This window comes from Haloterrigena salifodinae, assembly GCF_003977755.1.
GTDB classification, from domain to species: Archaea; Halobacteriota; Halobacteria; order Halobacteriales; family Natrialbaceae; genus Haloterrigena; species Haloterrigena salifodinae.
This window is the reverse complement of the sequence record NZ_RQWN01000002.1, coordinates 1040600-1054859: the sequence shown is the minus strand read 5'-3', so window position 1 is coordinate 1054859 and position 14260 is coordinate 1040600. Positions and strand designations below refer to the sequence as shown.

At 62.9% G+C, this 14260-nt stretch carries 11 protein-coding genes; 4 read left to right on the top strand and 7 right to left on the bottom strand.

Annotated features, from left to right (window positions below):
* From sufB to EH209_RS13765, 4 genes are all read right to left on the bottom strand, one after another.
* Positions 1-1431 (bottom strand): Fe-S cluster assembly protein SufB, encoded by a 1431-nt coding sequence (sufB, locus tag EH209_RS13780; protein ID WP_126663429.1) that lies wholly within the window; start codon positions 1429-1431, stop codon positions 1-3.
* Positions 1432-1492: 61 nt separating this feature from the next.
* Complete coding sequence (locus EH209_RS13775; protein ID WP_126663428.1) at positions 1493-2401, bottom strand: ABC transporter ATP-binding protein; 909 nt, start codon at positions 2399-2401, stop codon at positions 1493-1495.
* Positions 2402-2527: 126 nt separating this feature from the next.
* Complete coding sequence (locus tag EH209_RS25115) at positions 2528-3205, bottom strand: HNH endonuclease (protein WP_394343696.1); 678 nt, start codon at positions 3203-3205, stop codon at positions 2528-2530.
* A 357-nt stretch (positions 3206-3562) separates the two neighbouring features.
* On the bottom strand, positions 3563-6301 hold the full coding sequence (locus EH209_RS13765; RefSeq protein ID WP_126663426.1) for a DNA-directed DNA polymerase: 2739 nt from the start codon (positions 6299-6301) through the stop codon (positions 3563-3565).
* 129 nt (positions 6302-6430) lie between these two features.
* On the opposite strand from EH209_RS13765, the gene EH209_RS13760 reads away from it, so the two are divergent.
* From EH209_RS13760 to EH209_RS13750, 3 genes are all read left to right on the top strand, one after another.
* Entirely contained in the window at positions 6431-6613 is a 183-nt protein-coding gene (locus EH209_RS13760; protein WP_174680335.1) for a DUF7331 family protein, read from the top strand.
* Positions 6614-6694: 81 nt separating this feature from the next.
* A complete protein-coding gene (locus EH209_RS13755) occupies positions 6695-7174 on the top strand; it encodes a DUF7322 domain-containing protein (RefSeq protein WP_126663425.1) in 480 nt (159 codons plus the stop codon).
* 84 nt (positions 7175-7258) lie between these two features.
* Complete coding sequence (locus EH209_RS13750; protein WP_126663424.1) at positions 7259-7747, top strand: DUF7346 family protein; 489 nt, start codon at positions 7259-7261, stop codon at positions 7745-7747.
* Positions 7748-7830: 83 nt separating this feature from the next.
* On the opposite strand, the gene rad50 is transcribed toward EH209_RS13750, so the two are convergent.
* From rad50 to EH209_RS13735, 3 genes are all read right to left on the bottom strand, one after another.
* Positions 7831-10521, bottom strand: a complete 2691-nt coding sequence (gene rad50 / locus EH209_RS13745; RefSeq protein ID WP_126663423.1) for a DNA double-strand break repair ATPase Rad50 — start codon at positions 10519-10521, stop codon at positions 7831-7833.
* A complete protein-coding gene (gene mre11, locus EH209_RS13740) occupies positions 10518-11906 on the bottom strand; it encodes a DNA double-strand break repair protein Mre11 (RefSeq protein ID WP_126663422.1) in 1389 nt (462 codons plus the stop codon). The genes rad50 and mre11 overlap by 4 nt, the downstream gene beginning before the upstream one ends.
* A gap of 668 nt (positions 11907-12574) precedes the next feature.
* Positions 12575-12844 carry a MarR family transcriptional regulator gene (locus EH209_RS13735; protein ID WP_008896746.1) on the bottom strand — a complete coding sequence of 90 codons (270 nt, stop codon included), beginning with the start codon at positions 12842-12844 and terminating at the stop codon, positions 12575-12577.
* Between the two features lie 123 nt (positions 12845-12967).
* Between EH209_RS13735 and pan1 the strand changes: the two genes are divergently transcribed.
* Positions 12968-14185, top strand: coding sequence for a proteasome-activating nucleotidase Pan1 (pan1, locus tag EH209_RS13730; protein ID WP_126663421.1), 1218 nt, complete (start codon positions 12968-12970; stop codon positions 14183-14185).
* The last annotated feature ends 75 nt before the right edge of the window (positions 14186-14260 follow it).

Here is a 14260-nt window from a genome sequence, read left to right as displayed (position 1 = left end):
TTATCCGAGGCTACCCTCCATCTCGAGTTCGATGAGGCGGTTGAGTTCGACCGCATATTCGATCGGCAGTTCCTCCGTGATCGGCTCGATGAAGCCGGCGACGATCATCTTCTTGGCGTCGTCGTCGTCCAGTCCGCGCGACTGGAGGTAGAAGATATCTTCATCACCGATCTTGCCGACGGTCGCCTCGTGAGCGACGTCGACCTTCGACTCCTCGATCTCCATGTACGGCATGGTGTCCGAGGTCGACTCGTTGTCGAACATCAGGGCGTCACACTCGACGGCGGTCGAGGCGTTCTCGGCACCGTCGGCGATGTGGACGAGGCCGCGGTAGTTGGTGCGGCCGCCGTCCTTGGAGATCGACTTGGACTCGATGGTCGAGCTCGTGTCGGGCGCGTTGTGGTAGACCTTCGCGCCGGTGTCGATGTCCTGGCCCTCGCCCGCTAGGGCGATGGTGATATGGGTGTCGGTCGAGCCGCGACCCTTGAGGATGGTACACGGGTAGAGCATGGTCACTTTCGAGCCCATGCTGCCCGAAACCCACTCCATCGTGCCGTTCTCCTCGCAGATGGCACGCTTGGTGTTCAGGTTGAAGGTGTTCTTCGACCAGTTCTGCACGGTCGAGTACTGAACGTGAGCGTCCTCGCCCACGAAGACCTCGACGCCGCCGGAGTGGAGGTTGTGGGTCCCGTATTTGGGCGCGGAACAGCCCTCGATGTAGTGGACCTCGGAGCCTTCCTCGGCGATGATGAGCGTGTGCTCGAACTGCCCCATCCCTTCCGAGTTCATGCGGAAGTAGGCCTGAACGGGCATCTCGACGGTGACGTCTTCTGGAACGTAGACGAACGACCCGCCGGACCAGACGGCCCCGTGCAGCGCGGCGAACTTGTTGTCGCTCGGCGGCACGCAGGTCGTCATGAAGTGCTCTTTGACGAGCTCGGGGTGCTCCCGGACGGCCTCATCCATGTTACAGAAGATGACGCCTTTCTCCTCCCACTGCTCCTGCATGTTCTGGTAGACGACTTCGGACTCGTACTGGGCGCCGACGCCCGAGAGGGCGTTCTTCTCGGCTTCCGGAATGCCCAGTTTGTCGAACGTGTCCTTGATCTCGTCGGGCAGCTCCGTCCAGTCGTCAACGCCTTCGCGCTTGTCGACGTCTGGGCGGATGTAGGGGATGATCTCCTCGACATCCAGTTCGGAGAGGTCCGGCATGCCGGGCCAGTCCGACGGCATCGGCATGTTTTGGTACTGCTCGAGCGCGCGGAGGCGTCGCTCGAGCATCCAGTCGGGCTCGTCCTTGTCTTCGGAGATCATGCGGATGACCTCCTCGGTCAGGCCTTTGTCGGATTTGACCGCGGAGTTCTCCTCTTTCTTGAACTCGAACCGGGCCTCAGTGTCTGTCTCTTTTAGGTGGTCTTGATCGGAACTCATTGGTTGATGTGGTTTATGGTTACGGCTGTAGCGTTATTACGGTTGTTCTAGTCGAATCCGGTTACGCGGTGCCGTAGACGTCTTCGCGGACCCAGTCGTACCCCTTGTCCTCGAGCTTCTCGGCGAGCTCGGGACCGCCGCTCTTGGCGATCTGGCCGTCGAGCATCACGTGGACGTGATCGGGCTCGACGTAGTCGAGGATGCGCTGGTAGTGGGTGATCTGGAGGATACCAGTACCCTGCTCGTCGCGCAGGGCGTTGATGCCCTCCGAGACGTCCTGTAGTCGGTCGATGTCGAGCCCGGAGTCAATCTCGTCGAGGACGGCGACCGAGGGCTCGAGGATGGCGGCCTGCAGCACTTCGTTCTGCTTTTTCTCCCCGCCGGAGAAGCCGGCGTTGAGGTAGCGCTGGGCGAACTTCTCATCCATGTCCAGTTGCTCCATCTTCTCCTGGAGGATCTGCTGGAACTCGGCGACGCCGACCTCGCCCTCGTCCGCGGGGCCTTCCATCGGCGAGGACTCGAAGCCTTCATCCTCTTCTTCGACGTCTTCGCCTTCCTCTTCCTCGAAGAGCTCCTCGCGCTCCTCGATCTTGGCGTTCAGCGCCGTGCGGAGGAAGTTCGTCATCGTGACGCCCTCGATCTCGGCCGGATACTGGAAGCCGAGGAAGATGCCGAGCGCGGCGCGCTCGTTGGGCTCTAAGTCCAGCAGGTTCCAGGTGCGCTGGTCCTCGTCGATCTCGATGTCCTCACCGAACTCCTCGTCCTCGAGGTGGAGCAGAACCTCGCCCTCAGTGACCTCGTAGGCGGGGTGACCGGCAATGACCTTCGCGGTCGTCGACTTCCCGGAGCCGTTGGGCCCCATCAGGGCGTGAATCTCGCCGGACTCGACTTCGAGATCGACGCCCTCGAGAATTTTCTCGTCGCCCTCCGCCACTTCCGCGTGCAGGTTGGATAGTTCGAGACGTGCCATAGTATTCGCTCGTCCGAAGAGTGGGGCGTATGACTGATAACGGTTTCGTATCCATTTGGATACTGTTCCACAACGCAAAAATAAGTTACTCTATCGGGAACTGTGATGGCGTAACGGAAAACTTCATCAATTCACTCCGCGTATTCGTCTTCCGATATCTCCCCCAAGTATCGGAACATCTCCCTCTAAGAGCGCTCTCTGCTGACTTTCCGGCAGACGCTCCATGAATGTATGGCAAAGACGACAGAGTTGTATCAAATTATCCATTGTATGGGCATTGGACGGATCATCGAAGGTACGAATAGGGCAGATATGATGAACATCTGGGTTTCGGCCGATCACATCCGAATCAACTCCGCACAATTGGCACGTATTGTTGTCTCGTTCTCGCACGCGCCGACGAACATTCTTCCAATTACCAGTGTAAAACTGCGTTTGGGAGTCGGGGTCCCACTGATGATGGTTCTCGCCGCGGCGGTTCTGAGATTGCCACTCTGCGTAACAACTGATATCGCAGAAATGTTTTGACTTCGTTTCCAGACGACTCGGATACACGGCCTTCGTCGTACCACAATTCGAGCACTCTACTGACTCCTTCCCCTTCCACCATGGACTATTTTCTCCACTAACGCGTCCGGTCTCTTTCAAGAATTCACCCTGGCATTGGTTATCGCAGAAGAAGCGTTCCGACTGTTCGTACTGACAGGGTGGTATCTCCTTCTGAGTCCCACAGTATTCACAGTGGACTTCATGTGTTTCGACATCCTGGTTCGCCGTCCGACGGTCGATACCGTGTTCTTCCATTCGATTATAAACGGTCGTCATCGAACAACCGACCTCGTCAGCGATCTCCGAGAGCGTCATTTCCTCGTTGTGGTACCAGTGACGGAGCGTTTCGGTCGGAATAGTGACTTTTTCAGGCATTCTTAGTTCCACTCACTTATCCGGCTAATTTTCTCATATGGACACTTGTCAAAACAGATTAATAGTTGGATCGATGTCTATCTATCCCCCTTACAAAGTGCAAACTGTGAACAGCAAAACACGCCTACTATAGTATGAAAGTCAATGCACACCCGACCGCACGACGGCTGTGCGATCGGTGTGTAAATCGTTTCAATTGTACTATAGAGAAGAGACGAGGCTCTTTGTCGGCCAGAGCTACCAGTATTGATCGAGACCTTGCTGCTCCTGACCGCTTTTCACTTCGTTCCACGAGACGTCCAGCGCCTCGAGGATCCGTGAGATCGGCCCCTTCAGGGTCTTCTCGAGCATCTTGTCGTAGCCGACTTCGAACTCCGGCGGGATCTGATCCTCGTACTCGAAGCAGATCACGTCGGGGTCGCGCTTGAAGGCGCCGTAGAGGGGATCGCGCTGGGGGTCGAATCCCTCGTCGCTCTCCATCCGGCGGAAGAAGGCGGGATCGACGCGGTCGAGGTAGAGGCGCTTGGGCTTGCTCCCGCGCTGGAAGTTAGTACCCAACAGCAGGTTCGCGTACTTCGCCCCGCGGACCTGCGCGGTGTCGGTGTCGTAGTTGTCGAGGCGCTTGCCGATCCCGCCCGGGATGGCGATCTCCTCGAGAGAGATGTCGCCCGTGCGGACGTCCTCGATGATCCCGTTGACGTACTCCTTCGCCCCTTCGACGTCGCCCTCGCGGACGATCATCTCGATGACCCGGTGTTGGACTTCCTTGGTAATCGGGGCGATGTCCGAGCGCTGGTACTCGAAGCCGACGATGTCGATGTCGTTGACGTCCTTGCCCTCCTTCCAGACGATGTGGCCGGCGTAGCGTTTCTTCTTGCCCGCCTGGAAGAACCGCCGGTAGAGCTTCTCGAACTCGATCTGGAAGCGGTGGGCCTCCGCGTTCAAATCTTCGCGCGCGAAGTCGTCGTAGCGTCCGTTGATGTGCTCCTCGATCTCGAACGATTGCTCGATGGCCTCCTCCGTCGAGACGTCGGGGCCCAACTCGAGCATGACGCTGTCGGTGTCGCCGTAGGTGACCTGGAAGTCGAGTTCGTTCGCCGCGGTCTCCGTGAACTCGATCACCTCGCGACCGGTCGCGGTGATCGCAGACGCCGCCTCCTTGTCGTAGAGCCGGAACTGCTCCCAACCGGAGACGCCGTACAGCGAGTTCATGATGACCTTCACCGCACCCTGCTGGCGGTCGTACTGCTCGTACTCGAGGCTCCCCGGCTCGTACTCGTTTCGCAGCGACTTCTTCTCCTCGCGCTCGGCGAGCAGTTCCGTGATCATCTCGCGCATGACGCCGTCGGGTTCCTTCCGGAAGTGAATCTCGTCGTCGCCGATCGGCGCGACGTAGGTCTCGCCGTCGTACTCCTCGGGGTCGACCTTCGTCTCCGGCGAGGCGTTGATCGTCGTCATGCACATCGGGTACAGCGACTTCAGGTCGAGCACGGTGACGTTCTCCTTGACGCCTGTGATCGGCTCGAAGACGGCGCCGCCCTCGTACTCCTCGCCGGCCTCCTGCTGGCCCTTCGAGGGGAGGGCGAAGCGGCCGTAGGCCTCGTGGAGGACGTACATGTCGACCGCGTCGCCGGGCGTCGGTGCGTCCTCTAACTTACAGCCGACAAAGGAACGTACCTCGTCCCAGAAGGGGATGATCTCCTGCTGGCGGTCGAGTTCGACACAGAGTTCGACGTCCCGGAGGTTGTACTCGAGCAGTTTCGTGGGGTCGTCCTCCCAGAGGTCGCCGATGTCGCCGGCGTACCGTTCCTTCCCCACGCCGAGTTCGGCCTCGCCGACCGCGTCGAGGCGGTACGAATCCAGCTCGGAGAAGACCATCCGCTGGTAGCCGTAGAGCAGGTCGAAGACGACCCGGCCCTTGATGTCGGGGCCGCCCCAGTTGCTGCGCCAGACCTCGTCGACCCGCGAGAGGCGATCGATCGAGAGGTCGTAGTCGTGGTGGGGGCCGTCGACCTCTTCGAGGCGGTCGAGGAAGTACGGCGCGTCGAAGTCCTCAAAGTTCCAGCCCGTGAGGGCGTCGGGATCGGTCTCCTCGATGTAGTCAATGAAGGTCTCGAGCATCGCTTCCTCGTCCTCGAAGGCGCGGACCTCGTGGTCGATCTCGCCCTCGATCGGATCGTAGTTCTCGATTTCCTCGGGGATCGGGCCGTCGCCGATCGGGGCCTCGTAGAGCCACATGATGTACTCGTCGCGGTAGGAGTCGTGGCTGGTGAGACAGACGATCGGCTCCTCGCCGTCCTCGGGGAAGCCCGAGCGGTCGTCGACCTCGATGTCGAACGTGTTGACGCGCGGCTCGGCGTCGACGTCGACGGCCTCGACCTCGTCGTGGGGAACCACGAGCGAGTCGTCGTCGGCGCGGCGTTCGGGGACCCGCATCCCGCTACGGATGTCCTTGTCGATCAGGAACCGGTTGGGAAAGAGGATGTCGGCCTCGTAGTGTTCGAAGTCGTCACGGATCTGCCCGACGTCCCGTGGCGTCTGGCCGAAGATCTTGGTGAGTTTCTCCCCTCGGATACTCTCGTAGGGCTCGCCGTCCTCGCCGACCTCTCGACTGCCCGTCAGCCGGTCGTACTGCTCCTCGGGCGGTTGCTCGAGGCTGTCCGTCGGCGCGTAAAAGTACGGCTGGAAGCCGACGATCTGTACGTGCTCCAGCTCGCCGTCGGGCGTGCGTCCGAAGACGTGCATGATCGGCCGCTCCTCGTCGCCGTAGCCCGCAATGGTGTAATCGACCTGCATCACCGCGAGCTCGAGTTCGCCCTGCGGTTCGGGCAGGGTCTCCTCGATTACGTCGATTACCTCGGCGGCGCTCGAGCCGCCGTTGCCGGCGACGGCAACCGCCTCTTCCTCCGGCCGCTCGTCCGCGTCGTCGGACTCGCCGCCGAAGTCCGCGAGTCCGGATTGGCCCGCCTCAGTCATGGTGTCGGGGTTGGCAGTCGCCGGATAAAAACCCCCACACTTCGGTCGACCGTCGTCTCCCCGAGCGCGTCTCGCAGTTTTGCAAGAGCAACAAGACATATAATGTGGTAACACTTACCATGAAGTCAGGTGATCGAAGTGTCCACCAACGCAGACGACACGACGGATCGAAGCGAGCCGCGTAGCCAGCCCGAGGGCACCGCGACGATCGAGTCCTACGAGACGGACGACGGTGTCGTCTTCTACGACGCCGAGAACCCGCTCGCGTGGGTGGAGACTTCTCGAACCCTCACGCTGTCCGAACTGGCCTGACGGACTCCGCTCCCGCCCGCGCCGCCCGACCGATCGCTCCGAACGCGAACCCTTTTTTGCTGGCTGCTCCACCGTTGACGTGTGGGATCCGACCGGCCCGACGACGAACGCGACGAGTACGATCCGGAAGAGGAGTTTCGCGATCCCGAGAGCGATTCCTTCACGATTCCTCAGGTGTCGTCCGAGGACGCGGGCGGCGGGTTCTGGTCGGATATTCGTGAAGATTTCGAGTCCGAGGAGTCCGTCGAGCCCGCTGAACCGGAGGTTTCGACCGACGAGGCCGACGTCCCGACGGAGCTACGCGAAACCTTCTGGGCAATGGTGCTCTTCGTCAACGGGGCGGTGCTCACGTACGCGCTTGCCGCGCTGTTTCTCGTCTTCGAGGGCGCGACGAGAACCGCCGGCATACTCTTCGTGATCGGACTCGCCTGTACCGTCTTTACCGTGCGCCGGTATCGCCACTATCAACGATACATCGACGCCAACGACGACGAACCGGGGCCCGACACCTCGAGCGACGCCGGCGTCGCGACGGCTCCCGAAACGAACGACGATACCTAACGCTCTATTGTCATCCGTGCACATAGCCGAAACTACTTGAGGCGGGCTCTCCCAACACCAGCCACCGGGCGATACCGATCGATCATGAAATCCGTCCAAGACGACACCGGCAAACGATACCTGCTTCTCAAGCGATCCGAACACGCGAGCCTGGTGCGCGATCCACAGAACGGCAACGAGTGTTACGTCCAGAACGACCGCCTCGAGGATGTCGATGAGTCGCCCCTCGAGACGGCCGCCCGGACCGTTTCCGGGCCGGTGCGGACGCTGCTGACGACGGTCCACGACGAGGCGACCCTCGGACTCCTGATCGAACTCGCCGAGCGGGGGCCCCTGGGGGTCAAAACGATCCTCGACGCCGACGCCTTCTGCGAGAGCGACCTCCACGGCCGGCTGACGGTGCTGACGTCCGTGGGACTGCTCGCCGAGACGAAGGTCGCCGGCGAGCGCGGCTATCGGGTCACCGCCGAGTGTCGACGCGCGCTCGAGGCCATCGGCGCGATCGACGAGGCCGAGGACGCGGTCGAGCCCTCGAGCGCCGCCTCGAGCGAGGCGCCCGACAGCGCGTCGTAACGAGGGAAGGAGTCGGGTTTGTTTTGGTGAGCGCCGCTTCCGCCTCGGGCGCCGCGGCTCGGAAGCGTCCGTGACGCCGCGCCTCAGTCCGACGCGAGCAGTTCGATCTCCGGCGGTTCGCCGCGCTCGAGTCGCGAGCGGTTCGACGTGGCGTCTTTCTCGACGCGGACCAGCGAGTCGGCCGCGCCGACGAGTTCCTCGTCGTGGCTGACGACGACGATCTGCTCGACGCCCAGATCCCGCATCGATTCGACCAGCGAGACGAGTTGCGTGACGTGGCCCGAGTCGAGGAAGACCGTCGGCTCGTCCAAGATCAGCGGCGGCATCGGCGCCGATCCCTCGACGCCCTCCGCAAGCAGTCGGTAGATGGCACACCGCAGGCTGAGATTGAAGAGCGCTCGTTCGCCGCCGGAGAGCTGTTCGGGCTCTAAGGCCTCGCCGTCCTTCTGGTAGACCGTCAGCCGGTACTCGCCGTCGAGGTCGATCCCCGCGTAGGAATCGTTCTGGTAGACCAGATCGAACGTTTCGTTGAGCAGTCGCTCGAGGGTCTCGACGTTGCGTTGGCGCAGTTCCGCCCGCAGGTCCGCGTAGGTCGCCTGCAGCGTCTCGGCCTCGTCGTACAGCGACTCGAGGCGCTCGCAGCGCTCCTCGATCGCCTCGAGGCGGTCCCGAAGCTCTTCGAGCTCCTCGAGTTCCCGTTCGGCGGCGCCGATGGCGTTCTGGATCTCGGTGCGCGTCTCCTCGAGTTCCTCGAGTTTGTCGTCGACCTTCGCGATGTACTGTTCGGCGTTTTCCTTGTCCCCGCGGGCCGTCTCGATGCGTTCCTCGTCGAACTCCGACTCGAGGTCGCGCTTGCGCTCGCGTTTGCTCGAGAGCGTCTCGCGGCGTTCGTCGTTCATCGTTTGCCAGTCGTCACGGCGCTCCCGTCGATTCTCGATCTCGGCGGCGAGCTCCGCCCGCTCGTCGTCGATCTCGGCGATACGGCGCAGCGACTCGAGCGACGCCTTGATCTCGCCGCGCTCGGTGTTGATCGCGCCGAGTTCGCTGCGGTGGTCGGCTATCTCCTCCTCGAGATCGTCCGCTTGCGCGCGTTTCTCCGCGGCCTCGTCCTCGTACGCCGCGGCCTCCTCGCGGAGCCGATCGCGCTGTTCCCGGCGCTCCTCGAGGGTCTCGCGTTTCTCTGCGAGCAACTGCTCGATGTTCTCACGGTTCTCCGCGAGGCGGTCGACGCGGCGCTCGGCCTCGCGGAGGTCCTCGGCGCGGTCAATCCGATCGTCGAGCTCGTCGTGCTCGGCCTCGAGGTCGTCCCGTCGTTCCCCGAGCTCGTCGCGTTCCTCGCGTTTCTCTTCTAAGACGTCGACGTGGGGCGAGTCCTCGACGGGCTGGCCACACTCTGGACACTTTCCTTCCTCGAGGAGGCGTTCGCCCTCCTCGATGGCATTCTCGACGGTCCGAATGTCGGCCGTGACGTCGCCGATCTCGTCGGTTAACTCGTCGCGTTCGCGCTCGAGGGACTCGAGGTGCTCGGCCGCGTCGCCGAAGTCGACCGGCGCGTCCGCGAACCGTTCGCGCGCCGCCTCAATCTGTTCGTCGAGTTCCTCGAGTTTCCCTTCGCGGTCCGTGATGGCCTCCTCGTCGGCCTCGAGTTTCGACTCGAGATCGTCGGCGTCCGCTCGAGCCTGTTCCGCCTGGGCCTCGAGGTCGTCGGCCTCCTCGCGGAGCCGTTCGATCTCGCCGTTAGTCTCGGTGATCGCGACGCGGACTTCCTCGAGTTCGTCTCGGAGGTCCTCGTCGCGGGCCTCGAGGTCCTCGATTCGGTCTTCGACGGCCTCGTCGCCGGTACCATTCTCGGCGTCCTCGAGGTTGACCTCGGCCAGCAACTCCTCGCGTTCGTCGGCGAGTTCCTCACGTTGGGATTCGAGATCCCGAATCTCGTCTTTCGCGTTCTCGCGCTTCCGTTCAGTTTCAGAAACCTTCGACCGCAGGTCCTCGATCTCCTCGTCGAGTCGCTCGATCTCCTCGCGGGTCTCCTCGTGGCGCTCGAGGACGTCCGCGGCCGTCTCGAGGGTCTGTCTGGCCTGTTCGCGTTGCTCCTCGAAGCGGTCGATCTCCTCTCGGACGTCGGTTCGGCGGGACTCGAGCCCGTTGAGTCGCTCGTGGAGATCCTTCGCTTCCTTCTGCTCGACCTGTTTGCGGAGGTCCTCGAGGACCTCCCGCTGGCCGTCGAGGACGGTCTTGACGCCGAGGCGGGCGTCGCTGGCCCGCTCGCGGTACTCCTCGAGCGCGCCTAGCTGGAGGAGGTCGTCGATCATGTCCTGGCGGTCGCTCGGCGAAGCGTGGATGAGCTTGTTGACCTCGCCCTGGCGGACGTACGCGCAGTTGACGAACGCTTCGGCGTCCATCCGCAGGAGTTCCGTGACTTCCCGACGGACGTCGCGGGCCCCCTCGACCGTCTCGGTCGGCATCTCGAGGACGCACTTCGTGGTCGTCGCGCGGTCGCCGCGGAGCTTCAGGCGGCGCTCGACGTGGTACTCCCGGCTGTCGTGGGTGAACCAGAGTTCGATCTCGGACTCCTCCTCGCCGGTCGTGATCACGTCGTCTAAGGTGCGGTCGTCTAAGGCCTTCGAGCCGTAGAGCGCAAAGAAGACGGCCTCGAGCAGCGTCGACTTCCCGCTGCCGTTGACGCCGTGGACGACGGTGACGCCCCGCTCCAAGCCGAGGTCGGCCTCACCGTAGCACTTGAAGTTCAGCAGGCGGACGCGGTCGACCCTCACGCGAAATCACCCAGCGAAGCGGTGTCGGCGTCGACTGAGTCGTCCGTCGGTTCATCGCTCGAGTCCTCATCCGCGGGCGCGGATTCCGTTTCGGCTTCGGCGGCCTCGGGTTCGTCGTCGGCTGTCGCTGCGGCTTCACCGCCGTTCGCGGCCACCGATTCCGCATCGGCGGCCGCCGAGGGATCGCCGCTCGCGTCGTCGCCGGCCAGTTCGTCCGCGACAGTCGTCACGTCCTCGTCCTCGGGGGCGCGTTCGGGCGCGGGATCAAACGCCGACTCGTCGTCCTCGAGCAGGTCGCGAACGCGGCGCTCGACGGTCTCGCGGACGTTCGAGTCGACCAGATCGTCATCGCGGACGGTCTTGTCGATGCTCCGGGCAGCGTCACTGAGTCCCAGTTCTCGGACGCGCTCGCGGACCGCCGCATCGGGGTCGGCGAAGCTGACGGAGACCTCTTCGTCCTCGTCGGGTAGTTCCCGGCGGTCGTTGACCCGGGCGACCATCGCACCGCGATCGATGGCGGCCTCCTCGATCGTCGCGGGGGTGATCGGCTTCCCCTCGCCCTCGACGGTGACGACGACGACGGCGTCCTCGAGGTCGTGCTGGCGAACTCGCTCCTGGACGCGGTCGACGCCCTCGCCGGCCTCGAGTTCGACGTCGACGAAGACGAACTCGCGGGTGTCCGCGAGCCCGCGGCGGCTGATCGCGACGCCGCCGTCCTCGTCGAAGTCCACGAGGTTGTAGCCCCGGTCCTCCCGTTCGCTGGCGCTCGCGCGCTCGGTCGACCCGCAGTAGGTGACCCAGGTATCCATGACCTCCGCGGTGTCGGGTTTGTGGTTGTCGCCAAGCAGGACGGCATCGAAGTCGACTGTCGACTCCTCGAGCACTTCTTCGGTGTCCCAGTCGGCGTGGGCGAAGGGCTCGAAGAGGCCGTGGGTCACCAGCGTCGCGTGCTCGGCAGCGTCGGGGATCGGCTCGAACGCGTACTCGAGATCGTCGCGGCGCGAACGGGGAACGAAATCGAGACCGTAGAGGGCGACGTCGCCGACGATCTCGGGGTCGGCGCCGAGGCGGGTCGCCAGTCCGAGATCCGCGAAGAGGTCGAGCCACTGGGCGTCGCGTTTCGACTCGTGGTTGCCGACGACGGCCAGAAAGGGAATGTCGGCGTCGTCGAGCGTGCGCAGAATTTCGACGGTGCCCTGGAGGTCGACCAGGCTCGGCCGTCGGTCGTGAAAGAGGTCGCCGGCGTGGACCACGGCGTCGACGCCGTCGGCGACCGCGTCCTCGACGACCGAGCGAAAGGCCTCGAGGAAGTCCTCGCGGCGCTGTGGAGAGTTGTATTGCTGATACCCGATGTGGGTATCGCCCGTATGGATAACCCGCGTCATTGCACAGTCGTTGGTAGGCGCTCCCTAAAGGGGTTCCGTGACCGACGTGAAAGTGAACGCGACAGTTCGCTCGGGGAGACAGGGGAGGAGTTGGAGTGTGATTCACCGGAGACGGAGTAGTGCAGGGGTGCGGTGGCGCGCGCTTTCGTCCGACCGAACGGGAGTGAGGCCGGACGATAACACCGTGCGAGGGATGAGTGAGGGAGCAAAGCGACCGAACGAATCGGGTGGGGTGGGCGTGGCGATCCCCGGTTGCCAGGATCAGCAGGACGCTACGTTTCATCGAAGCTACACCCATTCACTTCGTCCCACTCACTTCTGCCATCGTGGCAACAGGGGTTTCCACACCCACCCAACCGATTCGCTCACTCCTCTCGTCGCTCATTCATCCACTGGCAGACGCGAAGCGTCCGCCAAGCCTTCGCTCGCTACGCTCACGAAGACCTCGTACGGCGTCGTCGATCGGTCTGCTCTCCGTTCAGACACGATCGACAGCGCGCACCACCGCAGATAGCTACTCCGAACGCAACCGTTCCAGTCCGGACGAACACCAAGGGCCGTCAGACGTCGACTGACGCACTCGTCGCGAGCAGCGACGAGAGAATTGAAAGCGAAGCGATAATCGGTGACGCGCTGATAGTCGAGCAGTAAGGAGATTCGATTCCGACTTAGGATTCGATCTCGAGGCTGTACAGACGCTTGCGGGCGTCGGAAAACGAGAACCGGGAGTCGATGACGTTCTCCTCCTCGAGGCGGTTCAGGGCGTACCGCACCGTTCGGGAGGGCAGCAGCGTCTCGTCGGCGATCTGCTGTTGGGTCATCGTGTCGTTGTACTCGAGGACCTTCGCGACGAGTTTGGCACTCGGCGGAAGCTCTCTGACGTCGTCCCACGTTCCCCGCTCCTCGGGCTCCTGTCGAAGCGATTCTGAAGCGCTCATCACCTTCCCGTTTCGAATACAGGCTGATAATATTTTCTGTTTCAAAAAATGCGCGCCGTTCATATTCCGAGACGAGTGTACCTACCCGAAGCCTCTTATGAACCAGCCCCCAAAGGTCGGGTGATGAGCGACACTGTGGACGACGTCGACCTCCCATACGACGAGGACGAGGCGTCCCAACAGGAGAAGATCCAGGCGCTCGAGGAACGGCTGGAGGTCCTCGAGTCGCAAAACGAGGAGATGCGTGACAAGCTCCTCGATGCGAACGCCGAGAACAACAAGTACCAGCAGAAACTCGAGCGACTGACCCACGAGAACAAGAAACTCAAGCAGTCGCCGCTGTTCGTCGCCACCGTCCAGGAGACCACGGACGAGGGCGTCATTATCAAACAGCACGGGAACAACCAGGAGGCGCTGACGGAGGTCACCGAGGAGATGCGAGAGGACCTCGGACCCGACGACCGAGTTGCCGTCAACAACTCGCTGTCGATCGTCAAGACGCTCTCGAACGAGACCGACGTCCGCGCTCGCGTGATGGAAGTCACCGAGAGCCCCGAGGTCAGCTACGAGGATATCGGCGGCCTCGAGGAGCAGATGCAGGAGGTCCGCGAGACCGTCGAAATGCCCCTCGAAAAGCCCGAGATGTTCGACGACGTCGGGATCGAACCCCCGAGCGGCGTTCTGCTCTACGGCCCGCCGGGGACGGGCAAGACGATGCTCGCCAAGGCCGTCGCTAACGAGACCAACGCCACCTTCATCAAGATGGCCGGCTCCGAGCTGGTCCACAAATTCATCGGTGAGGGCGCAAAACTCGTCCGCGACCTCTTCGACGTCGCCCGCGAGCACGAGCCCGCGGTCATCTTTATCGACGAGATCGACGCTATCGCCGCCAAGCGGACCGAGTCCAAGACCTCCGGCGACGCCGAGGTCCAGCGGACCATGATGCAGCTCCTCTCGGAGATGGACGGCTTCGAAGAACGTGGCGAGATCCGTATCATCGCCGCCACCAACCGCTTCGACATGCTCGACCGCGCGATCCTCCGGCCCGGTCGGTTCGACCGACTCATCGAGGTCCCCAAGCCCGACGCCGAGGGGCGGGAGATCATCTTCAAGATCCACACCCGCGGCATGAACGTCGCCGACGACGTCGAGTTTGAAGCGCTGGCCGAGGAAGTCGAGGAGGCCTCCGGGGCCGACATCAAGGCCATCTGTACCGAGGCCGGCATGTTCGCCATCCGCGACGACCGCACGGAAATCCGCATGGAGGACTTCCACAGCGCCTGGGACAAGGTCCAAGCCGACTCGAGCGAAACCGAGGACGTCTCGAAGACCTTCGCCTAGACGAGTTTCTCTCTCCGTTTTCACCGCTCGAGAGCGCCGCGTTCAGAGGGTTACTCGGACACACTTCGCCTCGAG